Origin of the sequence: Pseudoalteromonas sp. Isolate6 (assembly GCF_022398435.1) — a bacterium.
In the GTDB taxonomy this organism is placed as follows: Bacteria; Pseudomonadota; Gammaproteobacteria; order Enterobacterales; family Alteromonadaceae; genus Pseudoalteromonas; species Pseudoalteromonas galatheae.
The window spans coordinates 12,659-32,544 of sequence record NZ_JAKEVK010000037.1; the positions used below are offsets into that span (position 1 = coordinate 12,659).

At 43.8% G+C, this 19,886-nt stretch carries 21 protein-coding genes; 13 read left to right on the plus strand and 8 right to left on the minus strand.

Going from position 1 to position 19,886, the window contains the following annotated elements:
* Positions 1-47: 47 nt before the first annotated feature.
* The gene (locus L1D50_RS07720; RefSeq protein WP_239965817.1) at positions 48-305 is read left to right on the plus strand and encodes a hypothetical protein; all 258 of its coding nucleotides are present in this window, start codon (positions 48-50) and stop codon (positions 303-305) included.
* 69 nt (positions 306-374) lie between these two features.
* Here L1D50_RS07720 and L1D50_RS07725 read toward each other — a convergent pair whose 3' ends face one another.
* Positions 375-1,442, minus strand: a complete 1,068-nt coding sequence (locus L1D50_RS07725; RefSeq protein WP_239965818.1) for a hypothetical protein — start codon at positions 1,440-1,442, stop codon at positions 375-377.
* 82 nt (positions 1,443-1,524) lie between these two features.
* Entirely contained in the window at positions 1,525-2,193 is a 669-nt protein-coding gene (locus L1D50_RS07730) for a response regulator transcription factor (protein WP_138523422.1), read from the minus strand.
* A 134-nt stretch (positions 2,194-2,327) separates the two neighbouring features.
* On the opposite strand from L1D50_RS07730, the gene L1D50_RS07735 reads away from it, so the two are divergent.
* Complete coding sequence (locus L1D50_RS07735) at positions 2,328-4,031, plus strand: amidohydrolase (RefSeq protein ID WP_128727512.1); 1,704 nt, start codon at positions 2,328-2,330, stop codon at positions 4,029-4,031.
* Between the two features lie 127 nt (positions 4,032-4,158).
* The gene (locus tag L1D50_RS07740) at positions 4,159-5,157 is read left to right on the plus strand and encodes an LLM class flavin-dependent oxidoreductase (RefSeq protein WP_239965819.1); all 999 of its coding nucleotides are present in this window, start codon (positions 4,159-4,161) and stop codon (positions 5,155-5,157) included.
* A gap of 109 nt (positions 5,158-5,266) precedes the next feature.
* Here L1D50_RS07740 and L1D50_RS07745 read toward each other — a convergent pair whose 3' ends face one another.
* Entirely contained in the window at positions 5,267-5,449 is a 183-nt protein-coding gene (locus L1D50_RS07745) for a hypothetical protein (RefSeq protein ID WP_128727510.1), read from the minus strand.
* 231 nt (positions 5,450-5,680) lie between these two features.
* Between L1D50_RS07745 and L1D50_RS07750 the strand changes: the two genes are divergently transcribed.
* From L1D50_RS07750 to L1D50_RS07770, 5 genes are all read left to right on the plus strand, one after another.
* The gene (locus L1D50_RS07750) at positions 5,681-6,091 is read left to right on the plus strand and encodes an NUDIX hydrolase (RefSeq protein WP_239965820.1); all 411 of its coding nucleotides are present in this window, start codon (positions 5,681-5,683) and stop codon (positions 6,089-6,091) included.
* 20 nt (positions 6,092-6,111) lie between these two features.
* The gene (locus L1D50_RS07755) at positions 6,112-6,552 is read left to right on the plus strand and encodes a DUF2214 family protein (RefSeq protein ID WP_239965821.1); all 441 of its coding nucleotides are present in this window, start codon (positions 6,112-6,114) and stop codon (positions 6,550-6,552) included.
* On the plus strand, positions 6,549-6,965 hold the full coding sequence (locus tag L1D50_RS07760) for a VOC family protein (RefSeq protein ID WP_239965822.1): 417 nt from the start codon (positions 6,549-6,551) through the stop codon (positions 6,963-6,965). Before L1D50_RS07755 ends, L1D50_RS07760 begins: the two co-directional genes overlap by 4 nt.
* The gene (locus L1D50_RS07765; protein WP_128727506.1) at positions 6,962-7,621 is read left to right on the plus strand and encodes a YoaK family protein; all 660 of its coding nucleotides are present in this window, start codon (positions 6,962-6,964) and stop codon (positions 7,619-7,621) included. Before L1D50_RS07760 ends, L1D50_RS07765 begins: the two co-directional genes overlap by 4 nt.
* Positions 7,622-8,141: 520 nt before the next feature.
* Complete coding sequence (locus L1D50_RS07770) at positions 8,142-9,278, plus strand: MFS transporter (RefSeq protein WP_239965823.1); 1,137 nt, start codon at positions 8,142-8,144, stop codon at positions 9,276-9,278.
* Between the two features lie 76 nt (positions 9,279-9,354).
* Here the strand turns inward: L1D50_RS07770 and L1D50_RS07775 are convergent, their stop codons facing one another.
* The 3 genes from L1D50_RS07775 to L1D50_RS07785 are packed head-to-tail and all read right to left on the minus strand — an operon-like array spanning position 9,355 to position 12,135.
* A complete protein-coding gene (locus L1D50_RS07775) occupies positions 9,355-10,161 on the minus strand; it encodes a heme ABC transporter ATP-binding protein (protein ID WP_239965824.1) in 807 nt (268 codons plus the stop codon).
* A 1-nt stretch (position 10,162) separates the two neighbouring features.
* Positions 10,163-11,218: an iron ABC transporter permease gene (locus L1D50_RS07780; RefSeq protein WP_239965825.1), complete on the minus strand. Its 1,056-nt coding sequence runs from the start codon at positions 11,216-11,218 to the stop codon at positions 10,163-10,165.
* Positions 11,218-12,135 (minus strand): ABC transporter substrate-binding protein, encoded by a 918-nt coding sequence (locus tag L1D50_RS07785; protein ID WP_239965826.1) that lies wholly within the window; start codon positions 12,133-12,135, stop codon positions 11,218-11,220. Before L1D50_RS07785 ends, L1D50_RS07780 begins: the two co-directional genes overlap by 1 nt.
* Before the next feature lie 63 nt (positions 12,136-12,198).
* Here L1D50_RS07785 and L1D50_RS07790 point away from each other — a divergent pair, with 63 nt between their 5' ends.
* The 5 genes from L1D50_RS07790 to L1D50_RS07810 all read left to right on the plus strand — a co-directional run bounded on the left by L1D50_RS07790 (position 12,199) and on the right by L1D50_RS07810 (position 17,203).
* Positions 12,199-12,939: an energy transducer TonB gene (locus L1D50_RS07790; protein ID WP_128727501.1), complete on the plus strand. Its 741-nt coding sequence runs from the start codon at positions 12,199-12,201 to the stop codon at positions 12,937-12,939.
* A gap of 14 nt (positions 12,940-12,953) precedes the next feature.
* Positions 12,954-13,457 carry a MotA/TolQ/ExbB proton channel family protein gene (locus tag L1D50_RS07795; protein ID WP_045963679.1) on the plus strand — a complete coding sequence of 168 codons (504 nt, stop codon included), beginning with the start codon at positions 12,954-12,956 and terminating at the stop codon, positions 13,455-13,457.
* Positions 13,450-13,857, plus strand: coding sequence for a biopolymer transporter ExbD (locus L1D50_RS07800; RefSeq protein WP_069021332.1), 408 nt, complete (start codon positions 13,450-13,452; stop codon positions 13,855-13,857). The genes L1D50_RS07795 and L1D50_RS07800 overlap by 8 nt, the downstream gene beginning before the upstream one ends.
* Positions 13,858-14,008: 151 nt before the next feature.
* On the plus strand, positions 14,009-16,126 hold the full coding sequence (locus tag L1D50_RS07805) for a TonB-dependent receptor (RefSeq protein WP_239965827.1): 2,118 nt from the start codon (positions 14,009-14,011) through the stop codon (positions 16,124-16,126).
* Between the two features lie 9 nt (positions 16,127-16,135).
* Complete coding sequence (locus L1D50_RS07810; protein WP_239965828.1) at positions 16,136-17,203, plus strand: ChuX/HutX family heme-like substrate-binding protein; 1,068 nt, start codon at positions 16,136-16,138, stop codon at positions 17,201-17,203.
* Between the two features lie 76 nt (positions 17,204-17,279).
* Here L1D50_RS07810 and L1D50_RS07815 read toward each other — a convergent pair whose 3' ends face one another.
* Together L1D50_RS07815 and L1D50_RS07820 are read right to left on the minus strand one after the other, a co-directional pair.
* On the minus strand, positions 17,280-18,056 hold the full coding sequence (locus L1D50_RS07815) for a 2OG-Fe dioxygenase family protein (RefSeq protein WP_239965829.1): 777 nt from the start codon (positions 18,054-18,056) through the stop codon (positions 17,280-17,282).
* A gap of 502 nt (positions 18,057-18,558) precedes the next feature.
* On the minus strand, positions 18,559-19,635 hold the full coding sequence (locus L1D50_RS07820) for a hypothetical protein (protein ID WP_128727497.1): 1,077 nt from the start codon (positions 19,633-19,635) through the stop codon (positions 18,559-18,561).
* Positions 19,636-19,886 lie beyond the last annotated feature (251 nt).

Sequence of the window (19,886 nt, forward strand, 5' to 3'; positions counted from 1 at the left end):
CCTCAAGACCGATTAGGTATAATGATTATGACTTTTCAGAAGCGCAGTTGAATGACTTGGGATATGCGCTTTTAGGAGAAGAGAAAAATGCCGCTGCTATTGCTGCATTTGAGCTAAACGTTGAAGCATTCCCTCGTTCAGCCAATGGGTTAGATAGTCTCGCAGAGGCACTGATTGCCGATAATCAACTAAAACGTGCAAAGGCGATTTTAAAACAGGCAATGCTACTTGACCCTAACCTCGAATCTGCAAAGAAGCAACTAGCGAGTCTAGAAACACCTGTAAGTACGGAAAATTCGCTGTAGTAACCGTTGCCTTGGCCAAATTGCAGCTGCTGGGTGAGCTATCATGACTCAGCAGCTAAGCGCATCATTTTATAGTTTAGTGAGCTTCAAACTGAACGTGAGCTCATTCTGGCTAGAGGTTAGTTGCCAATTTGCTTTTTTAGCTATGGCTTTGATAATAAACAACCCTATACCGTGACTGGACTGTTGGAGTAGCTCTTCATTGATGGCGTTTTCAAAATGTAAATACTGCGAATGAACAGTGACTTTAAGTGGTGCAATACCATACTTATTAAAGTTAGTTTCTATTTGTTTGAGTAGTAAGGCTAATTCGGGTTTAGTTAGTTGTAAATAGTGTTCTGGAGCAAGGAGCTCAACTTGAATATCTGCATCACTGGTGTTTGCCCATTCTAGTAGCGTTTGGTTAATTTTCGTTTTAGAGGACACTGTGCAGTCTTGCGGTTGCCATAAATTCAGAATTGTGTCGCATAATTGAGTCGTATCGCGCTGAGCATGTTTTAGCGCATCTATTAGCGACAGGCTGGGTGGAGGTAACATATCAAGTTGGTCAAATCTTGCTAATTGATGTCCGATTAACGTGAGCGGTTGTTTGATCTCATGACTTAAAAAACTAGCAAACTCATATTCACGCTTCACTGCATTTTTTTGCTCTGTCACCGCATCAAATATCGCTTGTTGAGCAAGGGCGAATTCACTAAAAATGATAGTGTGGTGACTCTCCAGTTGCTCAACATTTGTTCTAAAGTGATGCGTTTGTTGCCTCACTTTTCGTAAAACAAAAAAGATGACTATGGCTAACACGCAGAGCATCATTGAAGTTACAGTGAATAATAGAGGTTTTATATCTAGGGATTGATGCTGTTCGAAACGATGCAACACATAGAGTGCAGGGGTGTTATGTAGAGGGGGGAGTTTAAGATAATAGGTATCTAAGCCATTTTCACTGATCAGGGTCGGTTGTTCCCATGGAACGCGATGATTAAAGTTATTCTGTTCGCGTTCATTCAGGCTATCAAGCGTTTGAGTCACTGTTCGAAATCTAGTATCAATTTCTTGCTGTTGTATTTGAAACTCGTGCGCATCCTTATAAAGGTAAAACTCTGCGGTGTCATCTAGTCCAAACCAATAAACCACCATTGTGGTACTGAAAAAAATGAGACTAATAATTATAAATATCCCCACTAACCTATTAGTGAGATATGTTGTTAAGGATAGTGTGCTATTTTGCATCCAGCAGGACTCCAATCCCTTTTATGGTATGAAATAACTCCAATTCATGACCTTGACTGAGGTTTTTTCGTAATCGACTTAAAAGTGACTTATACATGTCAGGGGAAACGTCATCATGTTGCCAGACATGTTCTATTACAGTGTGTTTTGATACTGGGTTAGGGGAGTGCCGGATCAAAAGCTTCAATAAGCACCATTGTTGTGGTGACAATGTGATTGGCCTCAACGCGCGAGTTGCAATGTGGGCACTTAAGTCCACCGTGAGGGTATCAAGGTGAAATATTTCGCTCGGTTGTGGGTGATGCTTTCGCCCAAGTAGTTTTAATCTTACGCTAAGCTCGGCAAGTTCGAAGGGCTTAGTGAGATAGTCAAGTGCACCAAGCTCAAACGCACGCAACTTTGCCTCTAGACAGTGCTGCGCGGTTAGAAAGAGAATGGGAGTTTGTTTGTGGCTTATTGAAAACTCACGGGCAAGTTCAAAGCCGAAACCGTCTGGTAGTTCTAAGTCCAGTACAATTGCATCATATTGTTGTTCTGACGATATGACTTTAGCGCTAGAAATGCTGTCTGCATAATCAACCTCAATGCCTTCATCATTGAGGTAATTTGCGGTGATTGTAGCGAGCTGGCGATCATCTTCAACCAATAAAATAATCATAAAAACACGGTTTTGTCTGTTGCTTCCTCTATGCTAGCGAACCTGAAATGTTTTAGCGACTAAAATATGAGAATGGTGGTTACCTTCTGGTTACCTGAGTATAGCTATACTAGGAGAACTTTTAGGAGAACGATATGAACAAGCGAGATACGATGATCACATTTACCGCGATAGCTTTGAGCTGTGTATTAGCTGGGTGTGGAGAGAATAATACGCTAACAACTCAAATAGAACCTTCAGATCCCCAGTTTGCAGACAAAGTGTTTAGTAACGCTGCTATTTACACTGTTACACAATCCAAGCCTTGGGCCCAAGCCATGGCGGTCAAGGATGGCGAAATCGTTTATTTAGGTGATGAAAAAGGAGCCAAGTCCTATATTGGTAAAAAAACAAATGTGTATGATTTAGCAGGTAAGATGGTGCTTCCAGGCCTTCATGATGTCCATATCCACCCACTGGAATCAGCGTCAGATGCAACCCATTTTACAGCTGCGCAGTACGACACAATAGATGGTTATCAAGATGTACTTTATCAAGCTGCAAGCGAAAACCCTGATGCAGCTTGGTTGATCGGTTATGGTCATAATATAGATACCTTACTTGATCTCGATATATCGCCTAAAGTTCTAATTGATGAAGTAATCCCAGACCGACCAGTCATTATCATGGAGCAAACTTCACATTCAATGTGGGTAAACTCCAAAGCCCTCTCGTTGGCTAACATACATGCGAGCAGCCGTGATCCGATAGGGGGGGTTATTGGCCGAAATGATGTCGGAGAGTTGAATGGCATCTTGTATGACAACGCGGGCAATATTGCTATGGACCTTGCAATGCAATCTTTAGGGGATGAGCAGAGCCAAAACTATATTGGCTTTGTTGAATATACCCAGCCTATGCTTCTAAGCCACGGAATAACATCGATTAGTGATGCTCGCGTATATTGGCAACGCGGCCAATTAGATACTTGGCAAAAACTACAAGCGGATGGTGTCTTGAAGATGCGAGTCAGCTTGGGCTTATGGGCTTATCCTGAAGCAAGTGATGAAAGTCAAATTAGAGCGCTTAAATCGTTTTATAATACGACGCCAAATAGCTTACTAAAAATCGACCAAATAAAGTTTTACATGGATGGTATTTTGGTGAATACCACTGCGGCAATGAAAGAGCCTTATAAAGTAGATTGGCTTAAGCTCGATGGTAACCGTGGAGTGAATTATTTTACCCAAGCTCGGCTAGAGAAATATATAAAAGCATTGGAGCCTAGTGGCTTTGATTTTAATATTCATGCAATTGGCGACAGAGGAATACATGAAGCGTTAAATGCCATTGAGGCGGCCTCTAAAGGAACTGCTCGGCATCGCCTTACCCATGTAGAAGTTGTTGATCCTGAAGATTATAAAAGGTTTTCCGCGTTGGGTGTGATAGCAGATGCACAAGTCGCAGGAGAATTTACTCAACCGCATCATTGGCAAGAAATGCAGCCACTGTTAGGCCGCGAGCGGGCTGATCATTTGGTTCCAATTAAGAGCCTAAGTGAAAATGGTGCGATGCTCACGCTGAGCAGCGATTGGAATGTGAGTACGCTTAATCCTTTTATCGGTATCGCGAATGCAGTTACTCGACAGCCTGAAGCAATCTCATTAGAACAAGCAATTGCGGCCTACACAATAAATGCTGCGTACGCGATGCGACAAGAAGACATTGTTGGAAGCCTTGAGGTTGGAAAGCTTGCTGACTTTATTGTGTTAGACCGAAATCTATTCGATGTAACATTCGAAGAAATAAAAGCGACCAAGGTTACGCAAACGTGGGTCCATGGAAATCAGGCCTTTTGACGTAAAGCTAATGGCTTGATTGTTCATAACCAGTCGAAAATCAGCAACAATGTAGTGCAGAATTTCGGATTGAAATGGGGGCTGCAACCCTTACTCTATGGTGTAACTCAAAGCGTTAAGGATTGTTATGACTTCACTTGCCAACATGCCATTTTCTTTGCTCGAATTAAGCCCGATGAAAGAGCAAGATACCGTTTCACAAACCCTCGCTAACAGCGTGGCTTATGCGCAAAAAGCGGATGAACTTGGCTTTAAACGCTTTTGGATGGCTGAGCATCATAATATGCGTGGTATTGTCTGCGCAGCAACCTCTGTATTGATAGGGCATATTGCTGGGCACACTCGCAATATTCGGGTGGGGGCGGGTGGCGTGATGTTGCCAAACCATCCACCGTTAGTCGTCGCTGAGCAGTTTGGCACCTTAGAAAGCCTCTATCCTGGACGTATTGATTTGGGGTTAGGGCGAGCGCCTGGCAGCGATCCGATTACCAGCCGAGCACTGCGTCGCGATGACAGACGTGCAGAGCAATTTGACGACGAAGTCGCTGAATTACAGGCCTTGCTAGGGCCTTATGATGGTAAATCCTCGGTGCGTGCCATTCCGGGTGAAAATACTAAGGTACCAATCTGGTTGCTTGGTTCGAGTCTTTATAGTGCCCAACTTGCTGCAAAGCGAGGTTTACCTTATGCATTTGCGGGTCACTTTGCGCCACGATTTGTACATGATGCAATTGCGCTTTATCGCCGCGATTTCCAATCATCAGAAGTGTTAGATAAACCTTATGTAATGCTTGGTTTGCCCGTAGTTGCAGCGGATACCGACGAGCAAGCTCAGTATTTAGCTACTACGTCAAAGCAACGTATCCTAGCGTTGATGCGAGGTCAGGCGTTATGGTTAAAACCCCCTGTTGACTCGATGGAGGGTCTATGGAATGCCCAAGAGCAAATGCAAGTTGAAAGCTTTTTAGGTCTATCTGTGGTTGGAAGTCCCGCGACTGTATATCATAAACTCAGCATGATTAAACGTGAGCTAGCGGTCGATGAGTTTATTTTTACCAACGATTTATACGAGTTAAGCGATAGAAAACATGCACTTGAGATCTTGGCGAGCTTAACATCGTCTTAGTTGGTCCTCTACAAGTAGCTTGGGTTACAGCGCTGATTTTAAAAACGATTATAGATAGGCCGCGGCAGCGGCCTTGTCAGTTTCTATACAAAAGTATAAAAATCGTACCTTACATGATCACACAAGGAAGGTTAACCGCAATAGATGCGCAATCTATACGTGTTCCGGCAGCTTGAGGGCGGTTGTTTTGCTCTTTGTTCCCACCAGCGATATTTGGTGTTTGAGCAAGATTAAGTTGTAGTGATTGAGATGAAAGCGATTTCAAACTTGATTTCTTTATCGTTAATTTCATTACTTATTCCTTAGTTGTCAGTATGTTCTAATAATTTTTTTACCCAGAGTTCCTGTAATGGGCAAGCGTACATTTTCATAATTTTAAAGTGATGTCAATTTTATGGGGTTATGTTTTTTTATTGTGATTTAATTGTTTTCTTTTGTGTTAGACATGTATGTGTTGAATAGCTCTGAACTTTTTAGGACACACACTATATAATATCCAAAAAAACAACAGTAAGGATAAATGATGGATCAATTTGTACGCGTCGGAGTTGGCGTGGTCATAATACACAATAATAAAATTTTACTTGGTGAACGCATCGGTGCCCATGGCGCACATACTTGGGCAACGCCGGGGGGCCACTTAGAGTATGGAGAGGACATTGAGGCATGTGCAATAAGAGAGGTGCATGAAGAAACGGGGCTAGATGTTGTAAACGTTGAAAAGCTTGGCTTTACTAATGATTATTTTGCTGATGAGCAGAAACATTATGTCACTCTGTTTGTCATAGCAAGGTGCGATACTCACGATGCAGAAGTTAGAGAGCCAAATAAATGTAAACAATGGCAGTGGTTCTCGCTTAATGAATTGCCGCAACCGCTATTTTTGCCTTTGGTGAACTTTTTGGAAGAAAACAGCACACTTTATCAAGGCTAAAATAGCAATTGGGGCATCGCATGGAAGAGATAGCCGTTAGATATATTCATTTTATCGGTATTTTATTTTTGGCATCGACGCTCGCGATTGAAAACATGCTACTCTCCAAATCAATGAGTAGTCATAGCGTTAAGCGCTTAGTACTAATTGATGGCTTGTATGGCGTCAGTGCGCTTGTAACCCTTGGCGCAGGATTAACGCTATGGTTTGCAGTTGGCAAGCCCAGTGAGTTCTACACTAAAAACCCGATTTTCCATGCCAAAGAGGGAGTATTTTTGTTAACCGCTTTGCTATCTATCATTCCGACTGTGTTTTTATTGAAGTACCGTAATACAACAGCAGCTAATTTGTCTGTGCCCCAGCGCATCATTGTCATTAAAAGACTAGAAATACTGTTACTTTTAATTTTATCGCTACTTGCTGCGCTTATGGCAAGAGGCTATGGGATACTCTCATCATGAAACAAAATATTGTTAATATTGCGCTCGTCGTCAAAGACTACGATGAAGCCATCACCTTCTACGTCAATAAACTAGGTTTTGAATTAATAGAAGACACCTATCAACCCGAGCAAGATAAACGCTGGGTGGTGGTGGCACCGCCTAATTCCCATGGTACTGCGTTACTCCTTGCTAGAGCTTCTACGCCAGAGCAGCAGAAGTTTATTGGTGATCAAGCTGGCGGGCGAGTCTTTTTATTTTTAAATACCGATGATTTCTGGCGTGATTATGAGCGCATGAAGTCTATTGGTATTCAGTTTATTCGCGAGCCACAAGAGCAAGATTATGGCATGGTTGCTGTGTTTGAAGATCTCTATGGCAACCGCTGGGACTTATTGCAGTTAAATCCTGATCATCCGATGGCGAAGAGATGATCTCAAAGTTACCAAAATGGGTTGAGATCGGCGCTTTTATATTGGCGCTCGTCGCAGGGTTTGTGAATGCAATCGGCCTACTTAGCTTCGAGCACCAATCCGTTTCTCACTTATCCGGCACTGCGACTATGCTCGGAACCAGTTTTTTAGGTGACAATCTTAAAGAAACCCTGCACTTATTTGGAGTGTTACTCGCGTTCTTGATTGGCTCTGCACTTGCGGGGTTTTTGCTGCATGGCACCACGCTAAGGCTTGGCAAACATTACGATACCGCGTTGGTGATCGAAGCCATGTTGCTTACCGTGTCTCTCGTATTACTGATGCAAGGCTCATTTTATGGTCACTTTTTTGCCTCTGCAGCTTGTGGACTACAAAACGCATTAGCCACCACGTACAGTGGAGCTGTGGTGAGGACAACCCATGTAACAGGAATATTCACCGACTTAGGACTAATGATTGGAGCGCTATGTAGAGGCGAGCCACTGGATACCAGAAAAACAAGACTGTTTGTGTTGATAATCTCAGGGTTTGTGGCAGGTGGTGTGTTAGGCGCTTGGCTTTATAACAAGTTTTACTTTCAGGCGCTGTGGTTGCCTATAACCATTTGTTTGCTGATCGCAGTTTTTTACCGCTTTGCGCTTAGGGATAAGAGATAGTACACCGTTGTGTTGACGTATCTTAGTTTGGATTATTGACTACTTAATCGACATCGTATAAATTGGCGCGCGATTTTAATTTGGATCTTTCCACGATGTTTTACATCCTATTTAAGAATTTTGTTATAAGGCTTTGCTCCGCGCATTAACACGATGAAGTGTTGCTCGGAGCTTACTTTCTGAATCTTCATCAGAGGCATTGGTGACTACCTGAATAAAGGTGGGCAACGGCAGTGTATCTGATGATTGGAAAGACGAAGCCGGCGATGATACTTCATCGCCGGCTTTTTTGTGCCCAAAGTTCAGCGGCACACGTTTTCGAAATTTTTTGAAACGGGAGGTCGGTATCACAGCCGATCTCCCGTTTTTTATGGATGTAATTTAATGAACTTGATTTTAAAAGGCCTGATAATGTCAGGCATTAACCTAAACAAAGACCAAATTAATATTGGCTTTATTTCTTATGCTTTGTTGAACACCTGCAAGGTAACCGTTTGCTGCGCAAAAAAGGGGTAATGAGATGTTATTGACTTTATTACTCGCCTTTATTGCGTTTTTAGTCGGGGCCGATGAGCTGATGCTTGGGCCTATTCTTGAGCCTATTGGACTCGAATTAGGTGTAAAGCCTGAGCGAGTTACACTGTTTATTACCACTTACAGCGTAGCCCTAGCGATTGTGGCTCCCTTATTTGGGGCGCTCTCAGATAAAGCAGGGCGCCGAGCTATCATCTTGCCTGCAATCGTGGTTTTTGGTGGTGCCTCCATCGCGACAGGGCTGGTCACTTCATTTGAGTGGGGGTTGGTTGCTCGTGTGATCACAGGTATTGCCAGTGCTGGCATGCTACCGATTGCATTTGCCATCGCGGCAAGCTCTGGTGGAGATGCGCTAAAGCGGATTGGTTGGTTGCAAGCAGGCTTAACCCTTGGCATGATCTCAAGTCCTGCGTTTGGCGCGTTTTTAACGCATCTAATGTCGTGGCGAGCGGCTTTTGTTGCGCTCGGGATCGCCACTTGGGTTGTAGCATTATTACTTACCGTAAACCGCCATGCGATCCCAAATGACAAAGTTGGAAAAGGCACTAAGATATCAGTCAAGCTATGGCAAATCCCCGGTGTTGTTGGCGCGTTACTTACCATGTGTATCGGTTTAGGTGGTGGTATTGGTTTGTTCAATTTGGTTGGGCAGCATTTACGAGATACACAAGCACTGTCAGTGTGGTTTATTGGTGTACTGTATGCCTTATTAGGCTTAGTGAGCGTTGCTGGAAACCTGATGATGCCAAAACTCGCAACCCACTTTGAAAGTGGGCGGCAGGTCATGCGTGCATCATTGGTCGTTTGCCTCATCGCCAGTAGCGGTCTTTATTGGTATCAAGGTATCTCTCTCATACCGTTATACTTTTTGATGACACTTTGGGCATTGGCTGGTGGCATTGGGGCTCCGGCATTACAGGCATATATTTCAGAACTTTCGCCTGCACACAGTGGTGTACTTATCTCACTGGCCATGAGCATGATGCACATTGGTGTTGCGATCTGGTCTGCCGTCGCGGGTTTTGCTTACAGCCTTGGTGTGGCTGCGATGGCGCTGCTTGCTATTATTTTGTTTAGTCTTGCCATTTTGTGTATACGCACAGTAAAAGGCGCATCAATTTAGGAGGTAACTAGCAACTTGCTTAATTTTAGCGAGCTGATTAAACAGGCTGGTGCAGGCCAGCCTGTTTAAGTAGAGGTTATTTTTCTGCCGCAAGTCCAAATGCCTTTGCAACACCTAGGGTTGGTAAAAACATATCTGAAAGCGTGATCTCTGCATCAATCCCATAGGTACTCATTAATTGTGCGTTACTGAGTACGTCCTCTGGGGATCCGGTGGCAACCAATTCGCCCTGTTGTAGCAGATATACCTTATCGGCAAAGCTTGCAGCGAGGGCTAAGTCATGTACCACTGCCACTACGCCCGCTCCCTGTTTAGCTATTTGCTGAGCCAGCTTCATGACTTGATACTGATGATATAAATCTAAGCTTGCGGTAGGCTCGTCAATCATCAGGTAGCAGGGGTTATTCGCATGTAAAGTGGGTAGCAGCTGGCAAAGTACCCGCGCAAATTGAACCCTTTGCTTTTCTCCCCCTGATAGCTGAGTAAAGCAGCGCGCCGCTAAATGCTCGACAGATAAAGTTTGCATCGCTTGCTGTGAATATTCGCGAAGCGAGTTTGGTGTACACTCATGCTGATGTACATAGTGCGACATATCCACTATCTCTTGCACGCTAAATGGGAACTCACAATCATATTGCTGCGTGAGTACGGCACGGATATGAGAGAGTGCTACGGCACTTAAGTCTTGTACTCTTCGTTGATGATAGGTGACATCGCCCTGTGTTAGTGAGATATCACCGCACAGCGCCTTGAGTAGGGTAGACTTGCCAGCACCGTTGGGGCCAAGAACAACGGCAAACTCCCCCGGGCTGACCGAAAAATCAATGTCTTTGAGTAACAATTTTTGCCCCACTTGGACACTGACACTATTCGCTTCTAGCATACTAAAGCTCCTTGATACGATATGTTTTCACCAGCATGATCAGGAAAAAAGGGCCACCTAAAGCGCTGGTGATAAGGCCTATCGGTAATTCTGATGGGAGAATGAGTGTGCGAGCGAGCAAGTCCGCCAAACACAGTAAAATTGCCCCACCCAACATCGAAGCAGGTAACAAATAACGGTGATCTGGGCCGATTAATAAGCGCACAATATGAGGAACAATAAAGCCGACGAAACCGATAATACCAGTTAGCGCAACCGCCGCACCGGTGCACAATGCGGTATAAGCAAACACTTTCTTTTTAAGGCGCACGACATCGACCCCGAGGTGTTTAGCTTGTTGCTCGCCAAGTAAATAGAGGTTGAGCGGTTGAGCTAAGCGGCTAAAACCAAAACAACATGCCAACATTAAACACAGCGATGGGATGATAGTTGTGAAACTATTACCTGCAAGTGACCCCATGCTCCAAAAAGTTAGGTCGCGTAACTGTTGATCTGAGCTGATCAACGTCAGTATGCCGATGACTGCACCAACAATGGCGTTTACTGCAATACCTGCTAACAACAAACTGACAATTGTGAAGCGATTTCCTTGACTGGATAAACGGTAGATTAAACTGCACACACCAAGACAGCCCAGAAAAGCACCGATTGGCACCGCGTAAATTCCATAATAATCCGCAAATCCACTGAGTAACGTAGAGCCTAATACGATGGTACTAATTGCGCCAAGTGCGGCACCACTAGAGATCCCAATTAACCCTGGATCTGCCAGCGGGTTTCTAAAGATTGCTTGCATTGCAGCGCCGCATGCACCAAGTCCAGCACCAACCACAATTGCGAGCACCAACCTTGGTAATCTAATTTGCCAGATCACCGCGTGTTCTAAGTTACTCGATTGACCTGCAAAGAGAATATCCATCAGACGACTGTAGCTAATGCTCACTCCGCCGCTGGTAAGGCCAATAAAACTCACCACGATACAGCCGATAATTAGTCCCAACAACATCCATTTTCTGGCAACTTCAGCGGGAATTAGAGATTGCTCGAGTGCTAGCATTACAGAGGCTCATTTTCTGGTGCAGACTGGGCTGCTCTAAATCGGTAACCCTTGGGCAGTGTGGCGTTTGGGTGGAGTAAGGTAGCGAGCTCAACTACGGCTTGTGGCGTGCATGGGCCCATACCAAGTAAGTACGTTCCATCGATAAGTATAACTCGGTTGTTTTTAACGGCGTTAGAGAACTTAAAGTGGGGAACTTGGCTTAAATCCGTCGCTTTTTGTTCTCCATGGCGGCCCATACTAATGATCACATCAGGATCCATGGAGATGGCCGCTTCGGTTGCGAGCGGCTTCCAACCGTCAAAATGCTGAGCTGCAACATTAACGCCGCCAGCTGCGTTGATAACCTCATCTGCAGAATTGCCAGCACCCGCAACAATTGGTTGGCCACTACGCAGGCTTAAAACAAATAATACCTTAGGCTTGTTGTTCACTTGCTTTAGAACATGCGTTAAGGCTTTTCTGTCGGCTTGAATATATTCGACTAGCGCTTGGCCTTTATCTTTAACTGCCAGTAACTCGGCGATTGTTGTTATTTTTTCTTCGACGCCAGCAAGATCATCGTTATCGCTGAAAATATAGGTGGGTAATCCGGTATCTTGAAGCTGTTTTAATACCTTGTCTGGGCCTGTATCTGCTTCACCGAGTAATAAATCAGGATTAAGGGAAAGGATCCCTTCAACGTTAATTTTTCTTACGTAACCGATTTGTGGTTTATCGGTCGCAGCAACAGGAAATACGCTAGTACTGTCTACGCCAACGATACGATTTTCCTCGCCAAGTGCATAAATAATCTCTGTGATAGAGCCACCAGAAACAACGATATTTTTGGCACCTTGATCGGCATAGGTAGGTTGTAGAAGAGAAGTGAGTAGTAGCAAACTAGAAGTTAGCAGTGTCGTAATTTGAGCTTTCATTACAGATCCAAACTTGTTAGTATTTATTGCGAATAGTAACAGTTATCATTTGTCTTTATCAATATGAAATTAATTATCTGCATCACAGTCTCCGCTCTGCTGCATGGTTTGTGGTGGTTATTTCCTGCAAGCTCAGCACTGGTGTGGCACTCAGGCGTTGCTGCAAATGAAGTGAGTAAAGTCACCAAACCACTCATGATTTCGTTTGCGGCGCAACCTTCCCAAGAGCCGCCTCAAAAAGTGGAAGCAGAGCAAGCGCCATCTGATTTTAATGGCACTACGCACCTACTTAAAAAACCACAGAAGCAAGAGCAGAAAGCCAAGCCTGTACCCAAACCCAAGCAACAGACCAAAGAGCGGCCACAACCTAAAAAGCTTAATAAAGCCATAGTGGCTGAGAATAAAAAAACTATTGAAGCAACGGAGCCTACCTCAACACGAGAAAATACGTCGCAGCAAGAAGCAACGCAAATAGCCTCAGCGAGACACCTCAGTGAAGCAAATAGTACCGATGACTCTCCTGTTAAATTAGATGCTTTACCTTTATTCAAAGCACCAAGACCTGCGCTTAGCTACCCATTACGTGCCAAGCGAAGAGGGCTTGAAGGCGTGACTATTTTTGAAATTGAGCTGGATCAAAGAGGTGAAATCGTGAAGTTAACTTTGGTTAAAAGCAGTGGCCATCAATCTTTGGACATAGCTGCTCGCAAGAACGTTGAACAATGGCGATTTCATCCAGTTTTTCGTGACGGTAATGCTGTAAAAGCCTTGTTTACCGTACCCATTAAATTTTCCCTTTCTTAGAGAGTATTACTACGATGCAGTCCTGGTTTTCCCAACTTGGCCCAATGCAATGGCCATTTTTATGTTTGTCGGTTATTGCGCTTGCGGTGATTATAGAGCGTCTTTGGGTGCTTAGCCGCGCTTGGTTTACCGTCCTTGAAATCAAGCGTAAACCTCACTTTTTTCGTAGCAAAGCAGTCGGCGCTTTGCGGTTACAAGGGTATGTTTTTGAGTGGCGTAAGCGGTTAGTGATCTTAAGCATTATCGGCACGCTAAGCCCATTAATGGGACTCTTTGGCACTGTCTGGGGGCTGGTATTAATGTTTAAAACCATTGCCGAAACTCAGCAAGCTGTAACACCCGCGTTATTAGCGGATGGGTTATGGGAAGCTATGTATTCAACTATGGCAGGACTAGCGATAGCCATGCCATGTTTACTTATTTATGGCGTTTTGCAAGCGATGGTTGAGCGTTTTCAAAGCGAGCTTGTGCTTTATATGAATACCCAATTTACCTTGGTGGAGGCAGATAATGCTTGAGCTGCCGACACCCAAACCTCAGCACCTAGGTGCTGATTTAACCGCGTTACTCGATGTGCTTTTTATCGTCCTTGTATTTTTGCTGCTCAGTGTGGCGGTAAAACTCAACGTCTTGGAGGTCAACTTACCAACAGCGGGAAAAAATGGTGAGGTTGTACTGGAAAAAACACCTAAGGTAGTGAGCATCATGTTCAATCATGATCAAATAGCCTATGCCTTAGACGAGCAGCCGTTTAGCGCGGAAAACACGCTGATACAAGCGCTTGGTCATTTAGACAAGTCAGAGGTGATTTATATCGCCGTGGATAAACAAGTACCCAGTGAAGCACTGGTATCACTTTTTGCACAGCTTAGTACACTCGAGATTCAAGTCGCGAACTTAATTGTTAAAAGCGAATAAAAACAATTACCATTTAGATTGGTGTGTGTTATATTGCGCCGCGACAATCGCATTTCATCTTGGATGAGCCTGTTTAGATAAGACAGGACTAGGGAAGATCAGGGGCAAAGTTGAAGTGCGTGTAAAAAATAACGACACTCGGAGTATTCTTATGCGTTTATCTAAATTAACCCTTTTCATCGCGCTTGCCACTTCTGCCACCTGGGTACAAGCTGCTGCTTCTTCCAATGAGGATGTTTCTCAGTCGACAGTGGTAAAAACAGACTTAGATGCAGTGACTGTCACGGCAACGCGTACCGCAAAAACCGCATTGCAATCGGCACAAGCGGTGAATGTTATTTCGTCGGAGCAAATAGAGCGCAAATTAGATAGCAGTGTATTTGAGACCTTAGATACCATTCCTAATGTTTCTGTCAGTGGTGGGCCAAGAGCGGCTGGACATAAGTTCAATATTCGTGGTTTTAGTGACGCGGAAGACGTGATGGTGACGATTGATGGCATGCTGCAAACTTTTGAAAAATATCGCATGGGTAGCCTGTTCACTGATCCGGAATTATATCGCTCGATAAGCATTAAACGAGGCACGAGTACTGTGCTGCATGGGGGCGGTGCACTTGGTGGTGTTGTTCAGTTTGAGCTAAAAGACGCCGCTGATTTTTTACAGGATGGTGAAGTCGCTGGCGGTAAAATTAAGCTTGGTTATGACAGCAACAATACCCAGAAGAATGCCTCTGTGATCGCTTTTGCAAGGCCGAATGATTCGCTCGACTTACTAGCTGGTGTGGTAAAGCGCGACAGTGATGATTGGGAGCTTTCTAATGATGAAACTTTGGACAACTCGGCAATCGAAAATAGCTCTGTTCTGTTAAAAGGGGAATATTTTTTAGGTGATGATGCCATTGTGGGGGCAAGCTACACCGAAACCACAGATAACCAGCGAACCGAGTTTAATACAACAGATCCGGGCGCATGGGGGACGGTGTACCGTGAGGTAGAGCAGTCCGTTACTAACCTGAGTTATGAACTCAACCCTGCGAATAATCCTTATCTCAACCTAAGCGCTAAGGCCGGTTATACCAGTAGTCAAGTCACTGAATCTGATGGTGTCGGCATGCTTGAGGACTACATAGGTATTGAATCAAACTATGAATACAACATCACCACTCTGGATGTAATGAACACCAGCGTATTGGACTCACATACTTTGACCTATGGCGTGCAATATACCGACAAAGAGCGTATTGGTGAAAAGACCGCATTACCGTGCATAAAACTCAACTACGAGACCTACGCCTGTGAGCAATACGGCACGACAAAAGTGACAGCCGAGATGACATCTCAACCAGGTGGTACACAAAAGCGCTCCGGTGTGTATATCCAAGATGAATTTACTTGGCAGCAACTTACTGTGATCGCAGGACTTCGCTATGAACGCTATAGCACCTCACCAACGGCTAAATTCCAACAGACGTTTGCAGCATTAGATAGTAAAGTGACACACAGTGATTGGGCGGGGGCCCTGAGTGTAAACTATCAACTAACACCACAGTGGGCGGTGTTTGCAAACCGCCAAGAAGGTTTCCGAGCACCACTCATTGACGAATTATACGATCAATACGGTGGCAGACAACCAGGATTAGCGTTAGACGTAGAATATAGCAACAACACTGAAGTTGGCGTGACCTATCAGGCAAATAACATACTCACTGACAATGACACATTAACAGCACGTTTTATCTATTTTGATATCTCGGTAGACGATGAAATCACGTCGGTCACCAGTAATGTGACCAATCCCGTACCAGCACCGCGTTATGCGAATCGCGCTAGCAATGATAGAGACGGCATTGAGCTGGAAGTAAACTTTGCAACACCGCGCTTTTACAGCAACTTTTCTTACAGTGACATAGACGGAAAAGATCAAGACAACGAGCCTTTATGGTATTTGCCTGCAGACAAAATGGCTTTGGATTTAGGCGCCTCGTTATTTGATAAAGCCGTTCAAGTTGGTGCACAAATAGTAAGGCGTGGCGATCGTGATGTGCAGGTGATGGACCGTGCAACAAGACAATACTCAACGCAAACACAAAAAAGCTACATTCTGACCGATTTATACGCGAGTTGGGATATTAATGCTGCGTTTAATCTAAGAGTTGCTGTCGATAATGTCTTTAACAAAGAATACAAACTGATGGCTGGTACCGGTGGTGGAATAGGCGATTACGGTTTTGGCCGCAATATTAAAACCCAGATCAGCTGGCGTTTTTAAGGAGAGATCATGAAGCAATTAATTCAAGACTATAAAACCTTGTTAGCGGGTGAGCCAAGACTGCGGCCCGTTGATGCAGCGATGCAACTTGGTGTGAGTGAAGCCGAGTTATTGAATGCTCAACAGGAAGAAGCGGTGACTGCCACAGTAACGCGCTTAGACGAAACGCAGATTGCCGATATCCTCAAAAGCCTGAAAAAACTGGGTAAAGTGATGGCGCTGACGCGTAATGGCAGTGTGGTAAATGAAATTAAAGGGTTATACGAAAAGCTCTATGTTTCGGACAATAATGGCAAACTGAGTGGTATTGCAATCAATCCCGGCGGTATCGACTTGCGGTTATTTTTGTATCGTTGGCAAAGCGTATTTTTAGTCGAAACTGAAAGCCACACGAGCTTTCAATTTTTTGATGAAAACGGCCGTGCGGTACATAAGGTTTATACTACGGCTGAGTCGGACTTTAATGAACTGGTGAATATAAAAGCACGCTACCAACTAACATCACAGCGCCCATTTAGCGTGAAGCCATTTGAACTGGTGGAGCCTACAATTACTCAGCCGAGCGCTGAGCAACTAGATAACTTTAGGAGTCAGTGGAGTGAGCTTGAGGATGTGCACCATTTTCCAAAGCTTTTGGAGACATACAACCTTGAACGGTTGCAGGCCCTTGAGCTCGTCGGCTCACCATGGAGCTTTGAGCTACAGAGCTTTGAACTTGCTGATATTTTTCAACAAGCAAAAACGTTTAAGCAAGAGATTATGGTATTCGTTGGCAACCTAGGTGCTGTACAGATCTTCTCTGGGCAGGTTGAAAACCTCAAGCAAGTTGGCCCTTGGTTTAACGTCTTAGATCCTGAGTTTAACCTGCATGTAAAAGCAGACGAGCTAATCCGCGCGTTCGTGGTCAGAAAACCCACGGATAACGGCAATACGGTGGTTACCTCTATTGAGTTTTTCGATGCCAATCGCGAAACGGTACTAACGCTATTTGGCCGCCGCATTGAAGGCAAAAAGCAAACCAATGAGTGGCAAGCCCTCTGTGAGCGATTGATCCACAAAGGACAGGTTGCGGCGTAATATCTGAGCTATAGAAAAGCTATCTTTTACAACCAGCTATATTGAAAAGGGCTCAATAAACGAGCCCTTTGATTTTCTAGTGCCAAATAGGCGTGACTTCTGAGACCAAGATTATTCGTTTAGAGATGGTATTTTGCTGCACATTCTCCATTCTTGTCGCCATTGCACTATGGCACAGTGGACGGGAAGTACCACGTTGACACTCGTCCATAATCACTCCTGACCCCACCGGTAATTCAGTAAAGAGCCGAAGATCTTGGGTACTAACATTATCTATAGGGGTGTTTACCGCGATACCGTCAGCTATCACAAACTCCCCGCCTGATACATTTTCTCTGGCCAGCGTAAGGATTGAGGTAATCGTTTGATGACTTAACCCGTCGAAATGAAGCGTATTAGGGGTTACCAAGCAATCCGCGTAAGGTGTCGGATAATAGCCAATAAACTGATGCTCAATATGGTACGACGGTGCCGAAATTGAATGTTGGATCAAAAATTCAGTCAGCGCTGTGATCACTGGGTGGTTGCAAATCAATGTACCGTCACTGCAATGTGTTATTGCTTTGAACCACCTTTGTTTACCCCCTGCGTCCGGGTTTAGTTGTTGAGGTAAGCCGTATACATAGTATTGGCCACCTTGTCGGTCCTCGGGAGTGATAAGGTGTGTGTTAGCGTCCTTGACGGTATAACGCACGATACCTCTTGCGTTTTGACCGGATGGAATATAGGTATCTAAGCCTAATTCAGGTTCCACCTGTTTCAGTAACAACTCAATATCTTGTATTGAACCAACGTTGAAATTTGGCAAAGAATATTGGCAGAAACCATTTCTTAACAATGTAGTTTTAGTCATTTTTGATTCTCCTATCTGACTTGCTTGATTTGTTTTCATAAAAATTTCAATAAGCTTTTTCATATGCACCTCATCGGATTTGTTTTGGTGTTTATAGATTTGCATTTAATTTATTGATTTTGAAGGAAATGATAGGAATCTAAACGGAATGAAAACTGAATTTTATAGTGAGTTTTAATGTGAAGGGCTTGTTCGAACGAATGGTTGCTGTACCGTATGCCTCACTCAGTTTTAGCTTAGTGGAGATTAATTGAGCTGGGTAACTCGAATTAATATTAATCTATGCTTTCTCAATAGTTTAAAGGGCTGTGGGCAGGACAAATGGAAAGCCTTTTGGGCTAGTACATCTAGGATGTATATTTTCTCTTGCACTTTGGAGGAAAGCTATGAGTAAAAGTGAGCAGGAACAAGTAGTCATCGGTAGAATCTGAATAAATCCACGAAAACTACTTGAGTAGAGAGCGATTTTTCTATTTACAGTAACAATTGAGCGGTTACTTTGTTAATCCTCAAAAAATGCAAGTATATTAGGAATTGTACGGCCATAATCTATTTTTTTACTATTCGAATCATTTAGATACAACTTTAAAGAACCTCCACTGTCTAGAGTCATGACGTTAGACATATTGAGTCCATACATCTCTAGCACATCCTTTGCGTATCTATAATTTTGACACTGGCTTACCAGAATGACTAGCTTTTCATGCTTGTTTCCTGGGTTGTTATCAGCATCAACTGTACCGACAAATCCCCTTGGATAACCACCTCCAAAGCTGCAGTTGTATCCTTTTATGGAACTTAAATGATTGGTAGTAAAGGCATATGCGTAAGATACTAAATTACTGCGCCGATATGTTGCATTATCAAAGTCAGTCAATGCTGCAAAATAATCTCGTGAATCATTGGGTTGGAAGGAAGTGACATCATCAAATTCATCAACACGCCCTACAAATGCTTTACCGCCACCGATTTCAAGCTTAGCTAAATTATCAAGAGCGTAGTGCCAAGTTTGGTCAATGCTATCCTCGTAATACCCAGAATCTTCATGATAAAAGGAATGTTTTAATTCTCCTCCCTCCATCCAAATTGAATGTGAGCGGTTAGGAAATAATATCCCTCGCTTTTCACCTACGTTTGAACTAACAGGGCCAAAGTAACTTAAGTTAGTGAAACCGACATATGATTGAGTCAAATCAGTGTCTAAAGCTTTTAAAGCATTATGAAATCCGTATCCGCTGGCTGCTTTGAAGTAATAATATGGGGTGCTATCTTGGTGTGAATTTCCCCCCATCATCCAGGACTTGGCCGCAGAGTGCTTTTCAGAGCTAATTATTAGTGGGTGTCCGCCTTTATCTAAGTTAACAATTATCACGTAATCGTCGGCTCCGCTGCTATAACTGATTTTATACACATCAACACCGGATCCAATAATGCCATCAGTATTGCTAAAGGTTTTATAATTGGTGGCATTAACCGGGGCGCTAGTCATAGCATCATGAGTAGGTAGCGTGAAGGTAGCCTGTGATTTGAGTGAGTAACTAGACAAAGCGATAACACTCAGTATTGGTAGAAATTTCATATTAAACTCCTTTTGTTAATTTTCCTTAACTTTATTGACTTTTAAAAACTCCGTTAAGGGTGGTTATTTCTACCTTGACGCACCTGTTTGAACTAGGAAACAGTGCTAATTCTTGCTTGCTAAATAAGAGTGTTTGATGCTGCTTTACATGGTTATAATTTCTATTGTTATGATTTTTAATGGCTTTTTATCTTTTTTGAGCAAGATTTCGTAAAGTTCACAACGATGCAAGTTACCGAAGGGCTAGTGAC

Coding starts and splice junctions, on each gene's coding strand:
- L1D50_RS07725 (WP_239965818.1), bottom strand. CDS start 1,442: ATGGTGGTTTATTGGTTTGGACTAGATGACACCGCAGAGTTTTACCTT.
- L1D50_RS07730 (WP_138523422.1), bottom strand. CDS start 2,193: ATGATTATTTTATTGGTTGAAGATGATCGCCAGCTCGCTACAATCACC.
- L1D50_RS07735 (WP_128727512.1), top strand. CDS start 2,328: ATGAACAAGCGAGATACGATGATCACATTTACCGCGATAGCTTTGAGC.
- L1D50_RS07740 (WP_239965819.1), top strand. CDS start 4,159: ATGACTTCACTTGCCAACATGCCATTTTCTTTGCTCGAATTAAGCCCG.
- L1D50_RS07745 (WP_128727510.1), bottom strand. CDS start 5,449: ATGAAATTAACGATAAAGAAATCAAGTTTGAAATCGCTTTCATCTCAA.
- L1D50_RS07750 (WP_239965820.1), top strand. CDS start 5,681: ATGGATCAATTTGTACGCGTCGGAGTTGGCGTGGTCATAATACACAAT.
- L1D50_RS07755 (WP_239965821.1), top strand. CDS start 6,112: ATGGAAGAGATAGCCGTTAGATATATTCATTTTATCGGTATTTTATTT.
- L1D50_RS07760 (WP_239965822.1), top strand. CDS start 6,549: ATGAAACAAAATATTGTTAATATTGCGCTCGTCGTCAAAGACTACGAT.
- L1D50_RS07765 (WP_128727506.1), top strand. CDS start 6,962: ATGATCTCAAAGTTACCAAAATGGGTTGAGATCGGCGCTTTTATATTG.
- L1D50_RS07770 (WP_239965823.1), top strand. CDS start 8,142: ATGTTATTGACTTTATTACTCGCCTTTATTGCGTTTTTAGTCGGGGCC.
- L1D50_RS07775 (WP_239965824.1), bottom strand. CDS start 10,161: ATGCTAGAAGCGAATAGTGTCAGTGTCCAAGTGGGGCAAAAATTGTTA.
- L1D50_RS07780 (WP_239965825.1), bottom strand. CDS start 11,218: ATGCTAGCACTCGAGCAATCTCTAATTCCCGCTGAAGTTGCCAGAAAA.
- L1D50_RS07785 (WP_239965826.1), bottom strand. CDS start 12,135: ATGAAAGCTCAAATTACGACACTGCTAACTTCTAGTTTGCTACTACTC.
- L1D50_RS07790 (WP_128727501.1), top strand. CDS start 12,199: ATGAAATTAATTATCTGCATCACAGTCTCCGCTCTGCTGCATGGTTTG.
- L1D50_RS07795 (WP_045963679.1), top strand. CDS start 12,954: ATGCAGTCCTGGTTTTCCCAACTTGGCCCAATGCAATGGCCATTTTTA.
- L1D50_RS07800 (WP_069021332.1), top strand. CDS start 13,450: ATGCTTGAGCTGCCGACACCCAAACCTCAGCACCTAGGTGCTGATTTA.
- L1D50_RS07805 (WP_239965827.1), top strand. CDS start 14,009: ATGCGTTTATCTAAATTAACCCTTTTCATCGCGCTTGCCACTTCTGCC.
- L1D50_RS07810 (WP_239965828.1), top strand. CDS start 16,136: ATGAAGCAATTAATTCAAGACTATAAAACCTTGTTAGCGGGTGAGCCA.
- L1D50_RS07815 (WP_239965829.1), bottom strand. CDS start 18,056: ATGACTAAAACTACATTGTTAAGAAATGGTTTCTGCCAATATTCTTTG.
- L1D50_RS07820 (WP_128727497.1), bottom strand. CDS start 19,635: ATGAAATTTCTACCAATACTGAGTGTTATCGCTTTGTCTAGTTACTCA.